The sequence below is a fragment of the Micromonospora sp. CPCC 205554 genome (genome assembly GCF_036902745.1).
GTDB lineage: Bacteria > Actinomycetota > Actinomycetes > Mycobacteriales > Micromonosporaceae > Micromonospora > Micromonospora tulbaghiae.
Map to the genome: position 1 here is coordinate 13,751 of NZ_JBAKHP010000036.1, position 23,077 is coordinate 36,827.

General features: G+C 74.1%; 17 protein-coding genes. 10 read left to right on the forward strand and 7 right to left on the reverse strand.

Annotated features, from left to right (window positions below; all coding sequences use genetic code 11):
• Positions 1–9 precede the first annotated feature (9 nt).
• The gene (locus tag V6U82_RS28350) at positions 10–1,218 is read left to right on the forward strand and encodes an ABC transporter ATP-binding protein (protein WP_128137879.1); all 1,209 of its coding nucleotides are present in this window, start codon (positions 10–12) and stop codon (positions 1,216–1,218) included.
• 603 nt (positions 1,219–1,821) lie between these two features.
• On the opposite strand, the gene V6U82_RS28355 is transcribed toward V6U82_RS28350, so the two are convergent.
• The gene (locus V6U82_RS28355) at positions 1,822–2,925 is read right to left on the reverse strand and encodes a winged helix DNA-binding domain-containing protein (RefSeq protein WP_334466537.1); all 1,104 of its coding nucleotides are present in this window, start codon (positions 2,923–2,925) and stop codon (positions 1,822–1,824) included.
• 202 nt (positions 2,926–3,127) lie between these two features.
• On the reverse strand, positions 3,128–3,619 hold the full coding sequence (locus V6U82_RS28360; protein WP_334466540.1) for a GNAT family N-acetyltransferase: 492 nt from the start codon (positions 3,617–3,619) through the stop codon (positions 3,128–3,130).
• A gap of 85 nt (positions 3,620–3,704) precedes the next feature.
• Between V6U82_RS28360 and wrbA the strand changes: the two genes are divergently transcribed.
• Complete coding sequence (gene wrbA, locus V6U82_RS28365; protein WP_120569050.1) at positions 3,705–4,322, forward strand: NAD(P)H:quinone oxidoreductase; 618 nt, start codon at positions 3,705–3,707, stop codon at positions 4,320–4,322.
• A gap of 66 nt (positions 4,323–4,388) precedes the next feature.
• Here wrbA and V6U82_RS28370 read toward each other — a convergent pair whose 3' ends face one another.
• Positions 4,389–6,308: a chorismate-binding protein gene (locus V6U82_RS28370; protein WP_334466545.1), complete on the reverse strand. Its 1,920-nt coding sequence runs from the start codon at positions 6,306–6,308 to the stop codon at positions 4,389–4,391.
• Positions 6,309–6,567: 259 nt separating this feature from the next.
• Here V6U82_RS28370 and V6U82_RS28375 point away from each other — a divergent pair, with 259 nt between their 5' ends.
• From V6U82_RS28375 to V6U82_RS28385, 3 genes are read left to right on the forward strand one after another with little or no spacing between them, the layout of a single operon-like run.
• On the forward strand, positions 6,568–7,938 hold the full coding sequence (locus V6U82_RS28375; protein WP_334466548.1) for an FGGY family carbohydrate kinase: 1,371 nt from the start codon (positions 6,568–6,570) through the stop codon (positions 7,936–7,938).
• A gap of 31 nt (positions 7,939–7,969) precedes the next feature.
• Positions 7,970–10,630: a nitrate- and nitrite sensing domain-containing protein gene (locus V6U82_RS28380; RefSeq protein WP_436836972.1), complete on the forward strand. Its 2,661-nt coding sequence runs from the start codon at positions 7,970–7,972 to the stop codon at positions 10,628–10,630.
• Positions 10,627–11,049: a roadblock/LC7 domain-containing protein gene (locus V6U82_RS28385; RefSeq protein ID WP_013287300.1), complete on the forward strand. Its 423-nt coding sequence runs from the start codon at positions 10,627–10,629 to the stop codon at positions 11,047–11,049. The genes V6U82_RS28380 and V6U82_RS28385 overlap by 4 nt, the downstream gene beginning before the upstream one ends.
• Positions 11,050–11,100: 51 nt before the next feature.
• Here the strand turns inward: V6U82_RS28385 and V6U82_RS28390 are convergent, their stop codons facing one another.
• Positions 11,101–12,594 (reverse strand): GH1 family beta-glucosidase, encoded by a 1,494-nt coding sequence (locus tag V6U82_RS28390; RefSeq protein ID WP_334466554.1) that lies wholly within the window; start codon positions 12,592–12,594, stop codon positions 11,101–11,103.
• Between the two features lie 854 nt (positions 12,595–13,448).
• On the opposite strand from V6U82_RS28390, the gene V6U82_RS28395 reads away from it, so the two are divergent.
• Entirely contained in the window at positions 13,449–16,346 is a 2,898-nt protein-coding gene (locus V6U82_RS28395) for a glycoside hydrolase family 48 protein (protein WP_334466603.1), read from the forward strand.
• A gap of 288 nt (positions 16,347–16,634) precedes the next feature.
• Here V6U82_RS28395 and V6U82_RS28400 read toward each other — a convergent pair whose 3' ends face one another.
• The gene (locus V6U82_RS28400; protein WP_334466559.1) at positions 16,635–17,324 is read right to left on the reverse strand and encodes a DUF3159 domain-containing protein; all 690 of its coding nucleotides are present in this window, start codon (positions 17,322–17,324) and stop codon (positions 16,635–16,637) included.
• Between the two features lie 93 nt (positions 17,325–17,417).
• Here V6U82_RS28400 and V6U82_RS28405 point away from each other — a divergent pair, with 93 nt between their 5' ends.
• Positions 17,418–18,299: a phosphatase PAP2 family protein gene (locus V6U82_RS28405; RefSeq protein ID WP_128139263.1), complete on the forward strand. Its 882-nt coding sequence runs from the start codon at positions 17,418–17,420 to the stop codon at positions 18,297–18,299.
• A gap of 6 nt (positions 18,300–18,305) precedes the next feature.
• On the forward strand, positions 18,306–18,977 hold the full coding sequence (locus V6U82_RS28410) for a maleylpyruvate isomerase N-terminal domain-containing protein (protein WP_334466568.1): 672 nt from the start codon (positions 18,306–18,308) through the stop codon (positions 18,975–18,977).
• 7 nt (positions 18,978–18,984) lie between these two features.
• Here the strand turns inward: V6U82_RS28410 and V6U82_RS28415 are convergent, their stop codons facing one another.
• Together V6U82_RS28415 and V6U82_RS28420 are read right to left on the reverse strand one after the other, a co-directional pair.
• Complete coding sequence (locus V6U82_RS28415; RefSeq protein ID WP_334466570.1) at positions 18,985–19,824, reverse strand: DUF1028 domain-containing protein; 840 nt, start codon at positions 19,822–19,824, stop codon at positions 18,985–18,987.
• Between the two features lie 46 nt (positions 19,825–19,870).
• On the reverse strand, positions 19,871–21,082 hold the full coding sequence (locus tag V6U82_RS28420) for a low temperature requirement protein A (protein ID WP_334466572.1): 1,212 nt from the start codon (positions 21,080–21,082) through the stop codon (positions 19,871–19,873).
• A 144-nt stretch (positions 21,083–21,226) separates the two neighbouring features.
• On the opposite strand from V6U82_RS28420, the gene V6U82_RS28425 reads away from it, so the two are divergent.
• Positions 21,227–22,201, forward strand: a complete 975-nt coding sequence (locus tag V6U82_RS28425; protein ID WP_334466606.1) for an LLM class F420-dependent oxidoreductase — start codon at positions 21,227–21,229, stop codon at positions 22,199–22,201.
• A 1-nt stretch (position 22,202) separates the two neighbouring features.
• Complete coding sequence (locus V6U82_RS28430) at positions 22,203–23,003, forward strand: SDR family oxidoreductase (RefSeq protein WP_334466575.1); 801 nt, start codon at positions 22,203–22,205, stop codon at positions 23,001–23,003.
• Positions 23,004–23,077 lie beyond the last annotated feature (74 nt).

The window sequence follows — 23,077 nt, forward strand, 5'->3', positions numbered from 1 at the left end:
GTGGTAGCAATGGCCGACATCGTGCTGGACAAGGTGAGCAAGCGGTTCCCGGACGGGACCACCGCGGTGCGGGACGTCGACCTGGAGATCGCCGACGGCGAGTTCGTGATCCTGGTCGGTCCGTCCGGCTGCGGGAAGTCCACCACGCTCAACATGATCGCCGGGCTGGAGGACATCAGCTCCGGTGAGCTGCGCATCGGCGGCGAGCGGGTCAACGACAAGGCGCCCCGGGACCGCGACATCGCGATGGTCTTCCAGTCGTACGCGCTCTACCCGAACATGACCGTGCGGGAGAACATGGCGTTCCCGCTGCGGCTGGCGAAGATGGACAAGGAGACCATCAACCAGAAGGTCGACGAGGCGGCGAAGGTGCTGGAGCTGACCGCGCTGCTGGACCGCAGGCCGGCCAACCTGTCCGGCGGCCAGCGGCAGCGGGTGGCGATGGGGCGGGCGATCGTCCGTCAGCCCAAGGCGTTCCTGATGGACGAGCCGCTGTCGAACCTGGACGCCAAGCTGCGGGTGCAGATGCGTACGGTGGTGTCCCGCCTCCAGAAGCAGCTCGGCACCACCACCGTCTACGTCACCCACGACCAGACGGAGGCGATGACGCTCGGCGACCGGGTGGTCATCATGCGCGGTGGCGCGGTGCAGCAGGTCGGGCCGCCGCAGGAGCTGTACGACCACCCGCGCAACCTGTTCGTCGCCGGGTTCATCGGCTCGCCCTCGATGAACTTCGTGCACGCCGTCGTGGAGGACGGCCGGCTGCGGACCGCGCTCGGTGACGTGCCGGTCGGCGACCGGATCCGCCGCGAGCTGGAAGGCGGCGACGCGCCCCGGGAGCTGATCCTGGGCATCCGCCCGGAGCACTTCGAGGACGCGGCGCTGATCGACGACGAGACCCGCCGCCGGGGCATGGAGTTCGAGGCGCCGGTGGACATCGTCGAGTCGATGGGCTCGGACAAGTACGTCTACTTCACCGTCGAGGGGGAGCGGGCCACCGCCGCCGAGCTGGAGGAGCTGGCCGCCGACGCGGGCGCCGCGGACTTCGCCGGCGCCGGGTCGAACCTGGTCACCCGGCTGTCGGCGGAGTCGCCGGTACGCGAGGGCGAGTCGCGCCGGGTGTGGTTCAACCTGGAGAAGATCCACCTGTTCGACCCGGGCAGCGGCCGCAACCTGACGCTGCACGAGGGCCGGTCGGCCGGAGCGCTCGCCGACTGACCCTGGGAGGAGCGCGAAGGGCCGGTGGCGGTGCACGCCGCCGGCCCTTCGGCCTTGACACGCTTTGCTCTGCAGCCTTCGGCGCAACGCTGACGCTCGGTGCTCTGCTGCCTCCGGGGCTGCAGAGCAAAGCGGGGGTGAGGCGGCTGCCCCTACCGGCGGACAGGCCAGCGCTGCTCGTCACGAGAGGGGGGTCGAGCCGCACCACGGCGAAGTGTCAGCTCCTGTCTCCACGCGCCGGGCGCCGCCACTCTCCCTTCCCCGCCGCCCGGCCGGACCGGTGAGTGGAACGCCATGGGTGCCTCGGCGCCGTTTTGACACCCATGGCGTTCCACCCGACACGGACGCGGGGTGACTTCTCGCCGACCTCGGGGATCGGCCGGCGGTGCGCCGGCGCCGACCCGGAGTGTCAGCCGCGGGAGAACGCCCCACCGCCTTGCTCTGCACCCACCGACGCGGCGGTCACGCGAACCGATGCGTCAACGGCTGCAGAGCAAAGGGGCGCAAGAGCAACAGGAGCAGCAGGGAAAAGGAGCAGCGGAGCAAGAGCGAGCCGGGCAGCACCAGAGAAAAGAAGAGAAGAGGTACGGCGGGAGCCTCCGCTCACCAGGAGTGGCGCAACTCCAGCCCGAGGAAGCGGGCATACCCGGTCAGGGCGGCCCCCACCCGCTCACGCAGCGCAGCGTCGAACGGCACGAGCTGATGCACCTTCACGGTCACCGCCTTCGCGCCCAGCGTCCGCGTCCAGGTGCCGGCCACGCGCCCGCCCCGCACTACAGTCGACCGGAACACCCCGTTGTTGCCGGGAACCACCGCTGCGGCGTGCGCCGGGTCGAGCATCAACGACCGGTCCTTGAAGCCGAGCAGGTATTCGTCGAAGCCGGGCAGCGTGTGCAGGTCGTCGACCGGCGCGCGGGGTGCGTCGAGCAGCGCGGCGTCGACCACGGCCGGCTCGCCGTCGACCTCGACCGGGGCGAGCAGGTCACCGGCCAGCGTGATCGCCCGGGTCGCGTCGGTGACGGTCAGGCCGGTCCACCGGGCCAGTTCGTGCCGGGTCACCGGGCCGTGGCCGCGCACGTACCGGTGCGCCAGCATCGCCAGCGCCTCGTCGCGCTCCGGGCGGTGCGGGTCGGGCGCCCACTCGTCGAGCAGGGCGAACGTCTGCTCGGTGCCGACGTGCGGGGCGATGCAGGTGACGCCGCGCTGGCTGGCGTACCAGAGCAGGTGGTAGCCGCGCTGACCGTCCGTGTCCAGCCCGGCGGCGCGCAGCGCCGCCACGCACTCGGTGCGGGCGAGCCGGCCGCCGCCGGTCAGCGCCGCGCCCAGCACCTCACAGGCCCGTTCGCCGTCGGCGACGGTCAGCCCGATCTGCCGCCACCGCCCGGCGATGCCGGCCAGCGTCCGTACCCCCGTCAGGTCCAGCATCCACCGCGCGTCACGCGCCGGGACCAGGTGCACGGTGCCGCGCATCGGCCAGGTGCGCAGGGCCTCGCGTCGCTCCAGCGCCGCGCGGACGTCGTCCTGGGTGGCGCCGGGAAGGCGTACGCCGAGCGACCACAGCCCGCTCGCCGCGTCCTGCGCCTGCATGGCGCCGAACCACTCGACCACGTCGGCGACACCCCGCGGGCGGGCGGTGGGGTGCGGGCGCAGCAGCAGGCCGGTCATCCGCAGCGCGAGCGCCTCGGCGCGGTTGAGGCGTACGGTCACGGGCGTCAGCGTAGGCCCGGGGTACGACAAGCGGCCCCTGATCGCGCTGCGCCGGCGGCGCTGCCGACACCAGCGCGATCCCCCGTTCAGGATCCCGGCGCGGGGGCGGCCGCTGCGGCCGGCGCCGGTTCCACCAGCATCCCGTGCGAGCTGGGCGAGACGAGCGGTTGCCGGCGGAACTTGCGCAAATCTTGAGCCACGCTCAGTCCAGGCGCCGGTGCATGACCAGCAGATCGACGTACCCCCGGGCCGGGTGCCGGAAGCCCTCCGGCACCCGGCCGATCACCTCGAAGCCCAGCGACCGCCACAGCTCGACGGCCCGGGTGTTGGTGGCCACCACGGCGTTGAACTGCATGGCCCGGTAGCCGTCGGCCCGGGCCGCGTCGAGCACGTGCGCGGCGAGCGCCCGGCCGACGCCGCGCCCGGCGGCGGCCGGGGCGACCATGAACGAGGCGTTCGCCACGTGGTCGCCGGGGCCGCCCTGGTTGGGTGCCAGCTTGGCCGAGCCGAGCACCGCGCCGTCCGGCGCCACCGCGACCACCGTCCGCGCCGGCGCCGGCGGCATCCAGAGCCTGCGGGCCTGTTCCTCGGTGACGTCGCGGGGCCAGGTGTACGTCTCGCCGGCCGCGACGATCTCGCGCAGGAACGGCCAGATCAGCGGCCAGTCGGCGGGCGTGGCGGTGCGGATCTCCACCCGGAGAGCATGCCACGCCCGGCGTTTGACGGAACAAGTAACGGGTAGTCGCCGGAGCTGACCCGAAACGAGGAGGGAACGTCTGATGGATGGCCAGGTCAAGGTCGCGGTGATCTACTACAGCGCGACCGGCATCACCTACCAGATGGCGCAGGCGGCGGTCGAGGCGGCGGGGGAGGCCGGCGCCGAGGTGCGTCTGCGCAAGGTACGTGAGCTGGCGCCCGACGAGGCGATCCGCTCCAACTCCGGGTGGCAGGCGCACCGGCTGGAGACCCAGGACGTGATGGAGGCACAGCCGGACGACCTGTCCTGGGCCGACGTGATCATCATGGGCTCGCCGACCCGGTACGGCATGATCGCCGCCCAGCTCAAGCAGTTCATCGACACCACCGGTCCGCTCTGGGCCGCGGGTGCGCTCGCGGACAAGGTCTACAGCGGCTTCACCTCGACCGCCACGTCCCACGGCGGCCAGGAGGCGACGCTGCTGTCGCTGTACACGGTCTTCTACCACTGGGGCGGCATCGTGGTGACCCCCGGCTACACCGACCCGAGCCAGTTCGTCGCCGGCAACCCGTACGGCGCGTCGCACACCAGCAACAACGGTGAGGTCGCCCCGGACCACGTGGCACTGGCCGCCACGGCGCTCACCGCCAAGCGGGCCGTGCTCATGGGGGCCGCGCTGAAGCGGGGCATGGCCGGCTGACCCGGCTGGCGACCGGTGGCCGGACGGGGGCTCTCGAACCCGTCCGGACCACCGGTCGCCAGTGCCCTACCCGCGATCGGCGGCTCCATGCGCGCTCAGCGCCGGCCGGTCGAGCAGATGCCCGAGCAGGTCCGCCAGGACCCTCGTGCCGTCCTGGCTCAGCACCGACTCCGGGTGGAACTGCACCCCGGCGAAGCCCGCGCCGCGCAGCGCGTGCACCGCGCCGTCGGCCGGGTCGCGGGACACCTCGACCGGGCCGTACGGGCCGGGCACCCGGTCGGCGTCGGCAAGCGCGGTGAAGCTGGCGTAGAACCCGACCCGGCGGGTCGTCCCGAACACCGGCACGTCCCGCGGCAACCCCTGGTACGGCGCGTCCCGGCGGTGCAGCGGCAGGCCCAGCAGCCCGGCGAGCAACTGGTGGCCCAGGCAGACGGCGAGCGTCGGCCGGCCGGACGCGAGCAGCTCGGTCAGCAGCGCCCGCAGCGCCACCATCTTCGGCGCGGTCGCGTCCCGCGGGTCACCCGGGCCGGGGCCGACCACCACCAGGTCGTAGCCGTCCAGCGGGCCCGGGTCCGGCCAGTCCCGCCGGGTCACCGCCAGGCCCAGCGCGCCGAGCTGGTGGGCCAGCATGCCGGTGAACGTGTCCTCGCCGTCGACGATCAGCGCCCGGCGCCCGGCCAGCCCGCACAGCGCGATCGCGCCCGGCTCCCGCTGCTCCAGCCAGAACCGGGCCAGCGGGGCGTTCCGGGCGGCAAGCGCGGCGCGTATCTCGGGGTCGTCGGCGTACCGGACGGCCGGCTCGGTGGCGGAGCGCGGCGCGTCCGGGCCGAGACCCAGCGCGGCCAGCACCCCGGCGGCCTTGGCGTGCGTCTCGGCCACCTCGCCGGCGGTGGTCGAGTGCCGGACCAGCGTCGCGCCGACCGGCACCCGCAGCGCACCCTCGGGCGAGATCTCGGCGGTACGGATCAGGATCGGCGCGTCCAGCGTCTGCCGGCCCTGCTCGTCGCGGCCCAGCAGGGCGAGCACCCCGGCGTAGTAGCGCCGGCCGGTGCGCTCGTGCCGGGCGATCACCCGGCAGGCGTTCTCCATCGGGCTGCCGGTGACGGTGGGCGCGAACATGGTCTCCCGCAGCACGTCGCGCACGTCCCGGGAGCAGCGACCGGCCAGCAGGTACTCGGTGTGCGCCAGGTGCGCCATCTCCTTCAGGTACGGCCCGACCACCTGGCCGCCGTGCTCGGCGACCACGGCCATCATCTTCAGCTCCTCGTCCAGCACCATGTACAGCTCCTCCACCTCCTTCGGGTCGTGCAGGAAGCGCAGCAGCTCGGCCCGGTCGACGGTCTCGCCCCGGTGCCGGAACGTGCCGCTGATCGGGTTCATCTCGACCAGCCCGTCGGCGACGCTGACGTGCCGCTCCGGGCTGGCGCCGACCAGGATCCGGGTGCCGGTGTGCACCAGGAACGTCCAGTACGCGCCCCGCTCGCGCAGCAGCAGCCGGCGCAGCGCGGCCAGGGCCGCGGCCAGCGGGTCGCCCTGCACCGTGGCGCGCATGGTGCGGTGGATGACGAAGTTCGCCCCCTCGCCCCGGCCGATCTCGTCGGCCAGCACCCGTTCCACGATCGCCGCGTACTCGTCGTCGGCGATGTCGAAGCCGGCGTCACGGGTGCGCACCTCGGCGTCGGGCAGGTCGTCGAGCAGGTCGGCCAGCGGTATCCGCCGGTGCGCCTCGACCGCCAGGAACTCCAGCGGCAGCCCGTCGTCGACGCACTCGAAACCGCGTTCGGTGACCTGCCGGAACGGCACCAGGGCCAGCGTGTGCGGACCGGCACCGTCCTCGGGCAGCGGCAGGTCGGCGAGCTCGCCGGCGGTGCGTACCGGGCCGGTGAACAGGTCGACGTGGTCGGCGCCCTCGCGGCGGACGAGCGCGAACGGGCCGGGGTCGCGGCCGGCCGCGACGGCGGCGAGCGGGTCGGACAGGCGGGTCATCGGGTCTCCTCGGTGGGCCGGTGGCCGCCGGTGAAGGCGACCCGGGATGCCGGGGAGGACCGGCGGCCGCCTCGTCGGGCGGCCGCGTGGGGAAGCTACGCGCGGGGGTGGGCCGCCGGGTCGGCGGGCCACCAGCAGGACAGGTGCGCGGGCATGACGGTCACTGTACGCGATGGACCGGCGCCGTGGAACCCGATCACGCGTCACCGGGTGCGGATCTTGGCGTGGCCGCCGGTCCCGCCGGGTAGGTTGACCGGCGATGGACATTCTCGCTCTGGATCTGGGCACCTCCTCGGTGCGCGGCCTGGTGCTCGACGCGGACGCCGTGCCGCGCCCGGGCGCGCTGGCCCGGCGCCGGGTGCACCTGGTCACCCGGGACGACGGCAGCGGGACGCTCGACGGCCCGGCCTACCTGGCGTGCCTGGTGGAGTGCCTGGACGAGCTGGCCGCCGGTGGGCACCTGCGGGACGTGGGCCTCGTGGCCACCTCCGCGCAGTGGCACTCGGTGCTGCCGCTCGCGCCCGACGGCACACCGTCGGGGCCGGTGCTGACCTGGCTGGACACCCGGCCGGAGCCGCCGGCCGGGGCGACCGGGCCGGCCGACCCGGTGGACTTCCACCGGCGTACCGGCACCTGGTGGCACCGCTGCTACTGGTCGGTGCGGCTGCCCTGGCTGCGCGAGCGCGTCGACCGGTGCGCACGCTTCACCGGGCTCACCGAGTACGCGCTCGGCACGCTGCTCGACGACGCGCCGATGTCGATCTCGCTGGCCTCCGGCACCGGGCTGCTCGACCTGCGCCGCATGGACTGGGATCCGGAGGCGTGCGAGCTGGCCGGCGTACGCCCGGACGGGTTGCTGCCGCTGGCCCCGGACGACTGGCAAGGCCGGCTGAACGCGGCGTACGCGCGGCGCTGGCCGCAGCTGGCCGGCGCGCGGTGGGCGCCGCCGGTGGGCGACGGCGCGGCGGCCAACGTCGGCTCGGGATGCGTCGACCCGACCCGCGCGGCGGTGACCGTCGGCACCTCCGCGGCGGTCCGCATGATCCAGGCCGTGCCGGCCGGCACGGAGCCGCCGCCGCTGCACGAGCAGCTCTGGCGGTACCGGGTCGACCACAACCACGTGGTGACCGGCGCGGCGTACTCCAGCGGCGGCAACCTGTTCGCCTGGGCGGCACGCGAGCTGCGGCTGCCGGAGGGTTCGGAGCTGGAGGCGGCGCTCGACCGCGTCGCCGGTTCGGTACGGGCGAATCCCCGCTTCGGCGGCGACCGGCCGCCGGGTGTCGCCCCGGCGGGCTCGGGGGAGCTGCGCGGGCTCAGCTTCGGCACCACCGCCGTGGACATCCTGGCCGGGCTGATGAGCGGACTGTGCCGGCTCGTCGCCGACGACCTGACGCTGCTGGAGGCCGGTATCGGCGAGCCGATGGAGGTGGTCCTCGGCGGTGGGGCGCTGACCGCCTCGCCGTGGTGGCGCGGGGCGTTCCTCGACGTGCTCGCGCCCCGCCGGGTGTGCTGGCAACGCAACCCGGAGATCGGTGCGACCGGCGCCGCGCTCGTCGCGCTCGGCCGGCTCGCGGAGGCGGAGGAGATCGCCGGGATCGGCCGGACGGACGAGGCCGCCTCGCACGCGTGACCGTCCACCCGAGGCGCTGACCGTCCTGGTCATGCCGTCCGGGCGGCCGTTGACACCGACCGACGGCCTGGTTGGATGGACTCCGCTCCCCGACGTGGTGGGGCGGGACGAGGAGGCAACCGTGGGCGCAGGTCCCGACCCGGTTCGCGGCGCGGCCCCTCAGCCGCACCGGCGGCGTTCCGGGTTCCGGCTGCGGGACTGGCGGATGGGCACCAAGCTCGCCACGGTGCTGGTGATCCCCTCACTGGCGTTCCTCGTCCTGGCCGGCATCCAGACCCGGGGGCTGGTCGGGCAGACCACCACGCTGAGCGCCTTCGCCGAGCAGGTGGGCATCGGGCGGCAGATCTCCACCACCGTCGACCGGCTCCAGCAGGAGCGGGACCGCACGGCGGGCGAGCTGGCCGCGCTGCGCCGGGCCGGCACCGGCGCCGACCGGGACGCCGCGGTCGCCGCGCTCAAACCGCTCCAGGAGGCCACCGACCGGGCGATGGCCGAGTTGCGCGCCGCGGCCGCGCCGCTGGCCGACGCCGACGCCGCCTGGCGGGTCTCCTACTCCGAGGCGCTCGAGGCGTACGACCAGGTGGTGAACATCCGGGCGGCGGTGGCGCCGGCGGTGCTCTCCAGCGACACCGTGCTGAGCAACTACCACCGGTCGATCGCGGCGCTGCTGAGCCTGCTGGCCGAGCCGTCGCCCGGCGGCGGCCGGCAGGAGCTGACCGAGGCGGTGCTGCGGTACGCGCAGCTGTCCCGGGTCAAGGAGCTGTCCTCGCGCATCCGCGCGGAGCTCTACGCCGCCGCCCGGTCCGGCCGGTACGAGCCCGACGACCAGGTGACGCTCAGCGACCTGCGGGCCCAGCAGCTCACCGCGCTCGGCGCGTTCCGGGTCGCGGCGACCGCCGACCAGATCCGCCGCTACGACCGCACCTCCGTCGATCCGGCCTTCGTCGCCGCCACCCGGATGGAGGAGCGGACGCTGCCCGGCGGCGGCGAGGCGAAGCCGGCCGTGCTCGACGCGACCCAGTGGTGGGCGGCCAGCGAGCAACGGCAGGAGCTGTTCCGCCAGATGGAGAGCGAGATCGTCGCCGACGCGGTACGCCAGGCCGACGACGCCAGCGCCCGCCAGCTGCGCGACACGCTGCTGGTGGCCGGCGCGATCGCCACGGTGCTCCTGGTCGCGGTGCTGATCTCGCTGCTGGTCGGCCGGTCGGTGGCCCGCGCCATGCGGCAGCTGCGCGGCCAGGCGCTGCGGATCGCGCAGGTGGACCTGCCGCTGACGCTGCAACGGCTGCGCAGTGTGGACCGTCCGATCGGCGCGATCGACGTACCGCCGTCGGTGATCGACTCGCAGGACGAGATCGGTGAGCTGGCGGAGGCGTTCGTGGCGGTGCACCGCAGCGCCGTCGACGTGGCGGTCGAGCAGGCGATGATGCGGCGCAACGTCAACGCCATGTTCGTCAACCTGGCCCGGCGCAGCCAGGTGCTCGTCGAGCGGCAGCTGGAGCTGCTCGACGAGCTCGAACGCGAGGAGAGCGATCCGGAGCAGCTGGAGAACCTGTTCAAGCTCGACCACCTCGCCGCCCGGATGCGCCGCAACGACGAGAGCCTGCTGGTGCTGGCCGGCACCGAGTCGACCCGGCGGTGGAACCGCCCGGTGGGTCTGGGCGCGGTGCTGCTGGCCGCGAGCGCGGAGATCGAGCAGTACCAGCGGGTGCGCCACGAGAACCGGACGGACCTGCACGTCGTCGGGCACGCGGTGGGCGACCTGGTGCACCTGTTCGCGGAGCTGCTGGAGAACGCCACCGCCTTCTCCCGCCCGGACACCGCGGTGCGGGTGGTCGTCGAGCCGGACGGCCGGGGCGCGCTCGTGCAGATCGTGGACGAGGGGCTGGGCATGAGCCCGTCGGCGCTCGCCGAGGCGAACGAGGTGCTCGCCGAGCCGCCGGCTGCCGACGTGTCGGCCTCGGAACGGATGGGCCTGTTCGTGGTGAGCCACCTCAGCGCCCGGCACGGCGTACGGGTGCGGTTGAGCCCTGGCCGGGAGGGCCTGGTGGCCCGGGTGCGGATTCCGGTCGAGCTGCTGGCCGAGGCGCCCGCGCCGGAGGTGGGCCGGCCGGCGCCGGACCGGCTCGTGCGCGGGCCGGCGCAGCCGATGCTCACGGGCCCGGTCACCGCGTCGGGTGCGCTCGCCGCGGCGACCGCCGAACTGCCGGTGGCCGGATGGCGTCCGGCGCCGGGCCAGCCCGCGGCGCTGCCGGTGTCCCCGCTGACCGGCCGGCCGCTGGGTGACGGGACGGAGACCGGGGCGGGTGCGCCGGCGCCGGCTGCCGCGCCGGTGACCGCGCCGCGTCCCCGTCCGGGACGGGCCGAGGACGTGCTCACGCCGGCCGCCGGCGCGGCGGGCGGCGGGTGGTTCAGCCGGCAGGGGCCGGCCCCGTCGGCCCCGGGTGTGACGCCGGTGCCGGCGGCGACGCCGGTGACCGGAGGGACGAACGAGCGGGGCCTGCCGGTACGCGTGCCGATGGCCCAGCTCACCTCGGCCGCCCCGGCCGACCGCCCGGTGGTGCGGCACGAGCCGGACCCGGAGGCGGTCGGCGGCATGCTGTCGCGTCTCTACAGCGGGGTACGGCGGGCCGAGGCCGAGGAGACCACCGAGATGTACCTGCCGCGCGATGAAGGAGGACGACGACAGTGACGACGTTGAGCCAGGAGGCACGCGACCTGAGCTGGCTGGTGAACGCGTTCGCGGAGCGTGTTCCCGGGGTGGCGCACGCGGTGGTGGTGTCCTCCGACGGGCTCCTGGTGGCGATCTCGGCGCACCTGCCGCGCGACCACGCGGACAAGCTCGCCGCGGTGACCTCCGGCCTGATGAGCATCACCGCCGGTGCGGCCCAGATGTTCGACGGTGACGTCGTCAAGCAGACGGTGGTCGAGATGGGGCGCGGCTACTTCCTGGTGATGCAGATCCGGGACGGCTCGATCCTGGCCACGCTGGCCGGGGCGGACGCCGACATCGGCGTGGTCGGCTACGAGATGGCGCGGCTGGCCAAGCAGGCGGGCGAGATGCTCACCCCGGCGTTGCGCGCCGAACTCCAGCAGGCGCTGCCGCGCTGATCCAGCCGACGGACGCGCCCGGCCGGCACACCGCCGGCCGGGCGCACCAGTTCACAGGCCGTTGCGGCGGATCACGTCGCGGTACCAGTGGGCGCTGCGCTTGAGCACCCGCCGCTGGCTGGCGTAGTCCACGTACACCAGGCCCCAGCGCTGCTCGTACCCCTCGGCCCACTCGAAGTTGTCCAGCAGCGACCAGACGTGGTAGCTCTCCAGCGGCACCCCGTCGCCGACGGCCCGGTGGGCGGCGGCGAAGTGGTCGCGCAGGAAGGCGACCCGGCCGGCGTCGTCGACGTTGCCGTCCGCGCCGGGCACGTCCGGGCACGGCAGGCCGTTCTCGGTGACGGTGATCGGCACCCGGCCGTAGTCGCGGGTGACCCGGGTCAGGATGTCGTACATCCCCTCCGGGTAGATCTGCTGCCACTCCGCCTCGGAGGTGGGCCACTTGCGGACCGTGCCGCCGTCGCCGGTGACGTAGATCGGCGTGTAGTACTGCACGGCGAGCAGGTCGACCGGGCTGGAGATGATCTTCAGGTCGCCGTCGCGGACGCCGCGGACCATCCGGCTGCTCGGACCGAGGTCGTCCAGCACGTCCTCCGGGTACTCGCCCTTGAAGATCGAGTCGAGGTAGAGGCGGTTCTCGTAGCCGTCGAAGAGGCGGGTCGCGGCGGCCGACTCGGCGGAGTCGTCGGCCGGGTAACAGGGGTGCAGGTTGAGCGCCGGGCCGATCCGGCCGGTGACACCGGAGGCGCGCAGCGCCTGCACGGCGAGGCCGTGGCCGAGCTGGAGGTGGTGGGCGACCAGGTAGGCCGCGTCCTCGTCGCGGATGCCCGGTGCGTGGTGGCCCCAGATGTAGCCGTTCTGCACCACCGTCTTCGGCTCGTTGACGGTCAGCCAGACCGGCACCCGGTCGCCGAGGGCGCGGAACACCAGGTCGGCGTACTCGGCGAAGCGCTCGGCGGTGTCCCGGTTCTCCCAGCCGCCGGCGTCCTGGAGGGCCTGGGGGAGATCCCAGTGGAACAGCGTGGCCATCGGCGCGATGCCGCGCTCGTGCAGCCCGTCCAGCAGGCGGCGGTAGAAGTCGAGGCCGCGCTGGTTGGGGCGGCCGGAGCCGTCGGCCTGGATGCGGGGCCAGGAGATGGAGAACCGGTAGCTGCGCAGCCCCAGGTCGCGCATCAGGTCCAGGTCCTGCGCGTACCGGTGGTAGTGGTCGGCCGCGACGTCGCCGGTGTCGCCGTTGCGGATCCGGCCCGGCGTGTGGCTGAAGGTGTCCCAGACGGACTCACCCCGCCCGTCCTCCTTGGCGGCCCCCTCGATCTGGTACGCCGAGGTCGCCGCCCCCCAGGCGAAGCCGTCCGGGAAACGCAGCCCGCGGTCCGGCTCCGGGTCGGTGGTGCGCTCGGGCGGGCTGTCGCAGCCGCCGAGCGCGACGGTCGACGCGGCGATCCCGGCCGCGGTGGCGCCGGCGAGCCCGGTCCGGGCCGCGCCGGCCGCGGTCGCGGACAGGGCGGCGCGGCGGAGCAGGCGCCGTCGGGTGAGTAACGACATGAGGTTTCTCCTCGGAGTGACGGGCCGCCCTGGGCCGGGAGCGCTCCCATCATAGCCAGGGAGCGGCCGGCCCGATCCGGCGGTCGCGGCGAGGTGCGGCGCGGCCGCCGGGCGGCCGGAATGTGGGTGGGCGGGGGCGTCGCTCGGGAACGTCGCTCGCGGCGGCGTGAGCGGCGAGGGGTGGGGCAGATAGCGAGAAAGGCCGTCCGGGTGGCGTGTCACGCCTGTCCCGTCGGCCTCTTTTGCCGTCGACAACGGGGGTTTAGTGTGGGGACGGGGGAGGGCAACCCCCGTCCCCACCGATGGTGCACACACGCACGAAGTGGAATTGGCGTCCGTCGTGCGCGTCGCGCGGGAGCCGGGCCACGCGAGTGGCTCTGGTTCCACCTCCCTCCGTCTGGCGGGTGACGGCCGGCGGCGGCGTCCGGGCTGGTCCGCCGTCGGCCTCTGGGCCGACGCGCCGGGCACGGGTGTACCCGGCGATCCAGTACTTGCATCTCCGTCGATGGAAGCGCTCCCATCGGCGATGCTGCGACTGTAACGCCCGTCACGGGTTTGGAAAAGCCCCTAAACGAGATCGAAACATGGAAGCGCGTATCTGCGCTGGCCGTTGTGGTGGGAGCGCTTCCATGTCACACTCTCGTCACGCCACGCGGAGCCAGTGAACGCGAGCGCGGGCCGCCGAGGGCACCCGGTGACGAACCGGTGCGGCGCCCCGATCCCCGGCACGGCCGGGACGACCACCTTTCCGGACGCCTCCGTCCCCCCGCGTACGCCCCGTCGGCGCGTGGAGGCGCCCCGCCGGGGCCCACGGTCCCGGCCCGGTCCGAGGAGACACCGCCCACATGAGACTTCTGGCCAGACGTCGCCGCACGGCGATGGTCGCCGCCACCGCCCTCGTCATAGGCGGGGTGGCCCTGCCCGCGGGCGCCGCCCAGGCCGCGCCCGCCTGCGACGTGACCTATGCGACGAGCGACTGGAACAACGGGTTCACCGCCACCGTCACCATCAAGAACCTGGGTGACGCGCTGAACAACTGGTCGCTGAAGTTCGCCTTCCCGAACAGCAGCCAGCGCGTGGTTCAAGGCTGGTCGGCCCGGTGGAGCCAGTCCGGCAGCGAGGTCACCGCGACGAACGAGTCGTGGAACGGCAGCCTGCCCACCGGCGCGTCCACCAGCATCGGCTTCAACGGCAGCTACAGCGGCAGCAACCCGAAGCCCACCGCGTTCACCCTCAACGGGGTCGCCTGCAACGGCGCGCAGACCAACCAGCCGCCGACGGTCTCCCTGAGCGTGCCGTCCGGCCCGTTCGAGGCACCGGCGGACGTGCAGCTGACCGCGACCGCCGGCGACGCCGACGGCACCATCAGCAAGGTCGAGTTCTACCGCAACGGCCTGCTGGTCAACACCGACACCACCGCGCCGTACGGCTACGACCTGCTCGACCTGCCGGCCGGCAGCTACACGGTGCAGGCCAAGGCGTACGACAACGCGGGCGGCACGGCCGTATCGGAGAAGTCGTTCACCGTGACCGCGGCGAGCGGGCCGAAGCTGGTCGCCAGCCCGTCGGCGGTCACCGTGTCCGAGGGCGGCAGCGCCACGGTCCGGTACACGCTCAGCGCCGCGCCCACTGCCAACGTGCCGGTGAGCCTCGCCGTCACCGGTGACAGCGACATCACCGTCTCGCCGGCCTCGCTGACGCTCACCTCGAGCAACTGGAGCACCGGCGTCACCGCCACGGTGTCGGCCGCGGAGGACTCCGACACGGTCGGCGGCACCGCCACGATCACCGCGTCGGCCACCGGCTACGCCCCGATCTCCGTCGTCGCCACCGAGGCGGACAACGACTCCCCGGGCGGCGACAACGCCTACATCACGAAGTTCCTCGACCAGTACGGCAAGATCAAGAACTCGGGCTACTTCAGCCCCGAGGGCGTGCCGTACCACTCGATCGAGACGCTGATCGTCGAGGCGCCCGACCACGGCCACGAGACCACCTCGGAGGCGTTCAGCTTCTGGCTCTGGCTGGAGGCGCAGTACGGCCGGGTCACCCAGAACTGGGCGCCGTTCAACAACGCCTGGACGGTGATGGAGAAGTACATCATCCCGTCGCACGCCGACCAGGCCACGGCCGGCTCGCCCGGCACCCCGCAGTACGCCGCCGAGCACAACCTGCCCAGCCAGTACCCGTCGACGCTGGACGCCAACGTCCCGGTCGGCCAGGACCCGCTGCGCTCGGAGCTGCAGTCCACCTACGGCACCGGTGACATCTACGGCATGCACTGGCTGCTCGACGTGGACAACACCTACGGCTACGGCCGCTGCGGCGACGGCACCACCCGGCCCGCGTACATCAACACCTTCCAGCGGGGCACCCAGGAGTCGGTGTGGGAGACCGTGCCGCAGCCGTCCTGCGACACGTTCAAGCACGGCGGCCCGAACGGCTACCTGGACCTGTTCGTCAAGGAGTCCAGCGCCCCGGCCAAGCAGTGGAAGTACACCAACGCCCCGGACGCCGACGCGCGTGCCGTCCAGGCCGCCTACTGGGCGCTGACCTGGGCCAAGGCGCAGGGCAAGCAGGCCGACGTGGCGGCCACCGTGGCCAAGGCCGCCAAGATGGGCGACTACCTGCGCTACGCGCTGTTCGACAAGTACTTCAAGAAGATCGGCAACTGCGTCGGGGCGTCCACCTGCCCGGCCGCCAGCGGCCGTGACTCGGCGCACTACCTGCTGTCCTGGTACTACGCCTGGGGCGGCGCGTACGACGCCTCGCAGAACTGGTCGTGGCGGATCGGCTCCAGCCACAGCCACTTCGGCTACCAGAACCCGTTCGCGGCCTGGGCCATGACCAACGTCGCGGAGCTGAAGCCGAAGTCGCCGACCGCGGTCTCCGACTGGCAGAAGAGCCTCGACCGGCAGCTGGAGTTCTACACCTGGCTCCAGTCCGCCGAGGGCGGCATCGCCGGTGGCGCCACCAACAGCTGGGACGGCAGCTACGCCCAGCCGCCGGCCGGCACCGCCACCTTCTACGGCATGTTCTACGACGTCGACCCGGTCTACAACGACCCGCCGTCGAACCAGTGGTTCGGCATGCAGGCCTGGTCGATGCAGCGCATCGCCGAGCTGTACCTGGAGACCGGCAACGCGAAGGCCAAGGCGCTGCTGGACAAGTGGGTGCCGTGGGCGATCGCCAACACCACGGTCGGCACCAACTGGTCGATCCCGTCGGACATGAAGTGGACGGGCCAGCCGGCCAACTGGAACCCGAGCAGCCCGCAGCCGAACACCAACCTGCACGTCGAGGTGACGGTCAAGGGCCAGGACGTCGGCGTCGCCGGCGCCTACGCCCGCACGCTCATCGCGTACGCGGCCAAGTCCGGCAACACCGCGGCGAAGAACACCGCCAAGGGCCTGCTGGACGCGCTCTCGGCGTCCGCCGACAGCAAGGGCGTCTCGACGCCGGAGAAGCGCGGCGACTACAAGCGCTTCGACGACGTCTACAACGCCGCCGACGGCCAGGGTCTCTACGTCCCCAACGGCTGGACCGGGAAGATGCCCAACGGCGACGTGATCGCCCCGGGCAAGAGCTTCCTGGACATCCGGTCGTTCTACAAGAACGACCCGGACTGGCCGAAGGTGCAGGCGTACCTGGACGGCGGTCCCGAGCCGGTCTTCAACTACCACCGGTTCTGGGCGCAGGCGGACATCGCCATGGCGTACGCCGACTACGGCACCTACTTCCCGCAAGGGTGAGGTGACCCCTCCTCCGCGGGCGGGTGAGAGCCCGCCCGCGGAGGAGGCCGACCCGGCCGATGGGGGAACGGAGCGGCCGGGTCGGCGAACGGCCTGACGCCCACGGTCAGGCCGGGTGGGCCGGCCGTCCGGCCGACGCAGCGGACCGGCCGGCCCACCACTCCGCCCGGCGACGACCCATGGCGCGAAAAGGCACGGAAAATTCAGCGGTCCACGGGATCACATCCGGGCCCTGGACGGAGTAACGTATTTGACGGAGAGGCCGCTCCCCCCGTGGCGGCCTCTCCATTATTCTGTGCGCGCCGCCACACCGTCCGCGCCCGCCGGTTCCACCGGGTGCCGCAGCCCCGGATGACCGGCCGGCAGCGAGCGCCGGATCACCAGCCAGCTCCCCGCCAGCGCCGCCGCGATCACCGGCCAGGTCAGTGCCGCCCGCGCCACGGTCAGCGCGACCACCTGCCCGTACAGCCACAGCGGGACGAACACCGCGACCCGCAGCACGTAGGTGGCGGCCCACACCCAGCTGGCCCGGCCGTACGCCCGCAGCAGCGCCGGATCGCGCCGCCACCGGGTCCGCTGGCCCAGCGCCGTGCCGACCACCACACCCAGCAGCGGCCACCGCACCACGATGCTCACCGTCCAGGCCAGCGCGCTCGCCGTGTTCGCGGCGATCTGGAGCAGGAAGAAGTCGGCCGCCCGGCCGGTGCGCAACGCGATGAGCGCCGCAACGCAGACCGCGAGCAGCCCGACCAGCACCGAGCGGGGCCGGTCGCCGCGCCGCCACCGCCAGCCGGCCACCGCCGTGCCGGTCAGCACCGCCGCGAGCACGCCGCCGCCCAGGCCGCCGAGCACCCAGCCGAGCCCGAACGCCAGCGGGGGAAGCGTCGCGTCCACCGCCCCGCGCCGGCCGCCGAGCAGGTCGGCCAGCGACTCCGGTCGCGGCCCGTCCTCCGGTTGCCGCTGCGGCGTGCCGGTCACGCGCCACCTCCTCGAAATCGCCCGCCTCACCGTACGCCGCCGCCGATGGCGCTCCGCCGCGCGCCGGAGCGTGCCTACCGCTAAGTTGTCCGGGTGCGGGAGACGGCGAGGGGTTGGACGGCGGTCTGGTTGGTCGTACTGGCCCTGATCCAGACAGCCGCGTTCGGGCTGGTGTGGCGCTTCGCCGTACACACCGAACTGGGCCAGTGGCTGGACACGGTGGCGCTCACCGGCAACCGGATCGGCCAGGACCGCATCGACGGTCCGGTGAACACGATCCTCAACGCCATGTCGGTGGTGTCGCTGCTGGCCGCCACCGCGGTGATCGGCTTCATCGCGCTGATCCGGGGGCGCAAGGCGCTCGCCGTCACCGCGACGCTGCTGATCGCCGGGGCCAACGTGACCACGCAACTGCTCAAGCACTATCTGGTCCGTCCCGACTTCGGTATCGACCCGGAACGGGCCGCCGCCGGCAACAGCCTGCCCAGCGGGCACACCACGGTGGCCGCCTCGGTCGCGGTCGCGCTGATCCTGGTGCTGCCGCGCAAGCTGCGGGTCGCCGGGGCGTTCCTCGGCGCCGGGTACGCCGCCGTCGCGGGCGTCGCCACGCTCTCCGCCGGCTGGCACCGGCCCAGCGACGCGGTCGCCGCGTACCTGGTGGTCGGCGCGTGGGCCGCGGTGGCCGGGCTGGTGCTGCTGTTCTTCCAGCGCGAGCAGGCGGTGGTGGAGCCGGGCGACGCGCACCGGGTGGCCGGCGCCGTGCTCGGCGGCGCCGGCGTGGTGGCCCTGCTGGCCTCCGCGGTGGCGCTGTCCTGGCTCGTCGACCGCTCCACAGTCCCCGTCGAGGCGCTCGGCCGCCGTCCGCTGTTCATCGGGTACGCGGGCAGCGCGGCCGGCATAGCCGGCACGACCGCCGTGGTGGCCGCGCTGGTGCTGGTCGTGGTGCACCGGCTGGTGCCCCGCTGGAAGGGCTGACCGCCGGTGCAGACCGTACGGGCGGCGTTCCGGGCCGAGTGCGAACGCCTGGAACGGGTGCTGCGCGACCTGGACGACGCGGCGCTGGACCGGCCCACCCCGTGCCCGCCGTGGCGGGTGCGCGACCTGATCGCGCACGTGAGCACCGGAGCCGGACGCCTGGCCCTGATGCTCGCCGAACCCGCGCCGCCCCGGGCCGAGGTCGACGCGGCCGCCTACTTCGGCGCGGCCAAGTTCAGCCCGCCGGTCGACCGGGACCGCGTCGACTCCGCCCGGCGGGCCGCCCGGGAGCACCCGGGCGCGGCCGAGGTGGCGGGGGAGTTCGGCCGGGCCTGGCGCGCCACCGACGAGGCGGTCGCCGCCGCGCCGCCCGGCCGGGTGGTGCGTACCCGGCACGGTGACGCGATGGCGCTGCGGGAGTTCCTGCGTACCCGCGTGGTGGAGGTCGCGGTGCACGGCCTGGACCTGGCCGACGCGCTGGACCGGCCGCCGTGGCTGACCCCGCCCGCGGCGGCCGTGGCGGCCGGCGTGCTCACCGGCGGCGCGCCGGTGCCGCCGGGCCTGCGCTGGGACGCGCTCACCGTGCTGCGCAAGGCCACCGGGCGGCTGCCGCTGACCGGCGACGAGCAGGCCGAGCTGGCCCGTGCCGGCATCGGCCGGCTCGCGTTCGGCGGCTGATCTCCGCTCAGCGCCCGGCACACCGCCGCAGGTGATCCAGCACGATCGGGTCGATCCGGCCGGGCACGAAGCGTTCCTCCAGGTTCTCCAGGCCGGTCCAGGCCGCCAGCGCGTCGTCCAGGCCGGCCGGGCCGACCGGGTGACCGGTGGCGGCGAGCAGCTCCGCCACCTCTGCCGCGAGCGGACCGGTGAGATCCCGCAGCGTGGCCGGGTCGGGGCGGCCGAACAGCATGTGGTGGATGCCGAGCAGGCGGCGCAGCTCGGCGACCGGGTCGTCGTGGTCGTCCACGCGCAGGTCCACCAGTTCGTCGCCGGTGCCGGCGTAGCCGCCGTGGCGCTGCACCACGAGTATCGCGGCGCTCTGCCGGCCGCGCCGGTCACCGCCGGCCGCGTCACCGGCGGTGAGCGCCGCCAGCATGCGCTGCGGGAACGGCAGGTCGTCGCGGGCCAGCCAGGCGTCGCGCAGCGCGTCGATCACCTGCGGGCCGGTCAGGATGTTGCCCTGCGCGGCCCAGCCGTAGCCGGCCTGCCCACCCGCCCAGGGGTGGCAGCGCGGCCCGGTCCAGGTCGCCCCGTCGCCGGTCGCCCCCACCACGGCGAGCTGCCGGTCGTCGCGGCCGGGATCGGCGGCCACCAGCCCGGCCACCGCGTCGGTGGCGCTGACGCCGGTACGCAGCATCGCGAGCGCCTGCGCCCGGTAGGCGAGGTTGGCGTGCGCCTGGGTGGCGACCGCGCCCACCAGTGCCTCGGCGGCCGGCACCAGCGCCCCGGCGGCGAGGAACCGGCTGGCCACCGCCACCCCGTACAGGCGCCCGTCGGCGGAGCGGGCGACGAGCGAGAAGGTCACGCGCGGATCGTAGCCCGGGCGCGGTGTGCCGCACCGGCGTCGCCGCTCAGAACGGCGTCGCCGCCTCCTCGGGCGGGCGGCCCCAGGCGCGGCGCGCGTCGGCCACCGCCACCGCCGTGAGGACCACCGCGGCGAGGATCGCCGCGACGAGTGGCGCTACGCGCACCAGCAGCGGTACGGGCAGCAGCAGCGCGGCGATCCCCACCAGCCGGGACGGGGAGACGCGGCCGAACACCTCGTACTCGAAGCGGGCCCGGCCGGCCAGGAACACGGCCGGCCCGCCGAGGATCATGGCCAGCCAGGGCAGCTCGTTGTGCCCGGCCGGGTGCTCGATGACCAGCTCGTAGCCGATCGCGGTGGCGACCACCCCGATCACCATGACCAGGTGGGTGTCGGCGGCGGACCGGCCGACGGTGGCCGGATGGGCGGCCCGGGTCACCGCCTCGCCCAGGATCTGCCCGGCCCGCTGCACGTAGATCCGCCACAGCAGTACCGAGGTCGCGAGCGCGACGGCGAACGCGGCGACCATGCCCGGGCTGGTGGGGGAGCGGGTGAAGGCCAGGCCGGCGAGCAGGATCGTCTCACCGAGCGCGACCAGGAAGATCTGCTGGTAGCGCTCGGCCAGGTGCTCGCCGTGGATGTCCCACCGGGAGACGGTCGAGCGGCCCAGACCGGGCATCGGCCAGCCGAACCGGGCGGCGAGGTACTCCAGCAGCAGTGCCGTGGTCCAGAGCACCACCCGGGCGCTGCCCGGCAGCAGCGCGCCGGCCAGCCAGAGCACACCCGTGGCGCAGAATGTGATCAGCATGCGCAGCTTGAGCCGGCGGTACTGCTGCCTGTGCAGCACCAGCACGAGGATCGCCGGCCGGCTCACCTGGGCCACCACGTACGCGGCGGCGAACATCAGGCCGCTGTGGCTGAACGCGCGCGGGATCGCCACCCCCATCACCATCGCCGAGATCAACGCGGTGATCACGATGACCTGCAACCACAGGTGGTGCGGGTCGTAGCGGCTGGTGGTCCACGCCGTGCCCTGCCAGACCGCCCAGAGCGCGAGCAGCAACAGCAGTGTCTTGCCGCCGCCGGTCACCGCCGTCCAGCCGGTCTGCCCGCCCTCCAGCACCAGGTCCTCGAAGGCGCGCGCCGAGATCCGGGTCAGCGCGAACACGTACACGAGGTCGAAGAAGAGTTCCAGGAACGTGGCCCGGTCGGGTCCGCCGCCGGAGCTGCGCAGCGCGGCCGGCTCGGCGGTCCTCACCGCCGGGCCCCGTCCCCGGTCCGACTCATGCGGCAGTCGTAACACTCTTTCCCGGCAACTCGGAGCGGATCACCCATATCTGCCTGGATCTTGCTCCGGGCGCTGCCGGACGGGCACCATCGACGGGTGACGAACCGATGGGGAATGACCGTGCCGTTGGGCGGAATTCCGCTCGCCGACCACGCCGCTGTCTACGCGGCCCTGGACGACGCCGGGTTCACCGACGTCTGGTCGTCGGAGGTGGCCGGCGCCGACGCGTTCACCCCGCTGGCCCTGGCCGCCGCGTGGGCGCCACGGCTGCGCCTCGGCACCGCGATCACGCCGGTGTTCACCAGAGGGCCCGGACTGCTCGCGATGAGCGCCGCCGCGCTGGCCGAGGCCGCGCCGGGCCGCTTCGCGCTCGGCGTCGGCTCCTCCTCGCCGGTGCTGGTACGCGACTGGAACGCGATCGCGTTCGACGAGCCGTTCAAGCGCACCCGGGACGTGCTGCGGTTCCTGCGGGCCGCGTTGCGCGGCGAGACCGTCGACGGGGCGTTCGACACGTTCGCCGTCCGGCGGTTCACGCTGGAGCGCCCGCCCAGCGTGCCGCCGCCGGTCCTGCTGGCCGCGCTGCGCCCCGGCATGCTGCGCCTGGCCGCCGCCGAGGCCGACGGGGTGATCCTCAACTGGCTGGCCGCCGACGACGTGCCGACCGCGCTCGCCGAGGTGGGGGAGCGCCGGCCCGGCTTCGACGTCGCCGCCCGCATCTTCGTCTGCCCCACCGAGGACGCCGCCTACGCCCGCGCACTGGGCCGCCGCATGATCACCGGCTACCTGACCGTGCCCGCGTACGCCGCCTTCCACAGGTGGCTGGGCCGCGAGGACTCGCTCGGCCCGATGTGGGAGGCCTGGGCCGCCGGGGACCGGCGGGGCGCCTCCGCCGCCGTACCGGACGAGGTGGTCGACGCGCTGGTGCTGCACGGCTCGCCCGAGCAGTGCGTGGCATCCGTCCGCCGGTACGCCGACAACGGCGTCGACGTGCCGGTCATCGCGGTGCTGCCCACGCCGGAGATCACCGAGGGCGGCGCGGCGGCCTGGATGGACCTGCTGCCCCGGCTCGGCCCCGGAAAGGTGGCCTGAGATGAACCTGACCGACCGGGTGGTGGTGATCACCGGCGGGGCCGGTGGGATCGGCGCGGCGCTGGGCCGCCGGTTCGCCGCCGAGGGCGCCGCCGCGATCGTTCTGGCCGACCTGGCCGCCGACGCGGCCCGCGCGGCGGCCGACGCGATCGGCCCGGTCGCGAGCGGCGTCGGGCTGGACGTCACCGACGAAGCGGCGGTGCACGCGCTGGTCGAGGAGACCGAGCGCCGTCACGGCCGGATCGACCTGTTCTGCGCCAACGCCGGCGTGGCCACCGGCGGTGGCATCGACGCGCCCGACGCCGACTGGGACCGGGCCTGGAAGGTGAACGTGCTCGGGCACCTGCACAGCGCCCGCGCCGTGCTGCCCGGGATGCTCAGCCGGGGCCAGGGACACCTGCTGCTCACCTGCTCGGCGGCCGGCCTGCTGACCGCCGTCGGCGACGCCCCGTACACCGCCACCAAGCACGCCGCCGTGGGTCTCGCCGAGTGGCTGGCGATCACCTACCGGGACGCCGGTATCCGGGTCAGCGCGCTGTGCCCGCAGGGCGTGGACACCCCGATGCTCGCCGACGGCCTCGCCGAGGGACACCTGGGCGCCCGGGTGATCGCCGCGTCCGGGACGATCCTCACCCCGGACCAGGTCGCCGACGCGGTCGTCGCCGGGCTGGCCGAGGAGCGGTTCCTGATCCTGCCGCACCCCGAGGTGGCCGACTACGCCCGCCGCCGGGCGGAGGACCCGGACGGCTGGCAGGCCGGGCTGCGCAAGCTCGTCCGGAAGCTGCGCGCCGCCGACCGCTGAGCGCGGCGCGTCGCGGCAGCTTCCTCCGGACCTGGCCGCCAGCGGGCCGCGCGCCGACGCCCCGGCCCTTCCGG

Bases quoted from the DNA above. Each gene is read 5' to 3' on its own strand.
- V6U82_RS28350 (WP_128137879.1), top strand. From the start codon at position 10: ATGGCCGACATCGTGCTGGACAAGGTGAGCAAGCGGTTCCCGGACGGG.
- wrbA (WP_120569050.1), top strand. From the start codon at position 3,705: ATGGATGGCCAGGTCAAGGTCGCGGTGATCTACTACAGCGCGACCGGC.
- V6U82_RS28370 (WP_334466545.1), bottom strand. From the start codon at position 6,308: ATGACCCGCCTGTCCGACCCGCTCGCCGCCGTCGCGGCCGGCCGCGAC.
- V6U82_RS28375 (WP_334466548.1), top strand. From the start codon at position 6,568: ATGGACATTCTCGCTCTGGATCTGGGCACCTCCTCGGTGCGCGGCCTG.
- V6U82_RS28380 (WP_436836972.1), top strand. From the start codon at position 7,970: ATGCCGTCCGGGCGGCCGTTGACACCGACCGACGGCCTGGTTGGATGG.
- V6U82_RS28390 (WP_334466554.1), bottom strand. From the start codon at position 12,594: ATGTCGTTACTCACCCGACGGCGCCTGCTCCGCCGCGCCGCCCTGTCC.
- V6U82_RS28425 (WP_334466606.1), top strand. From the start codon at position 21,227: ATGACCGTGCCGTTGGGCGGAATTCCGCTCGCCGACCACGCCGCTGTC.
- V6U82_RS28430 (WP_334466575.1), top strand. From the start codon at position 22,203: ATGAACCTGACCGACCGGGTGGTGGTGATCACCGGCGGGGCCGGTGGG.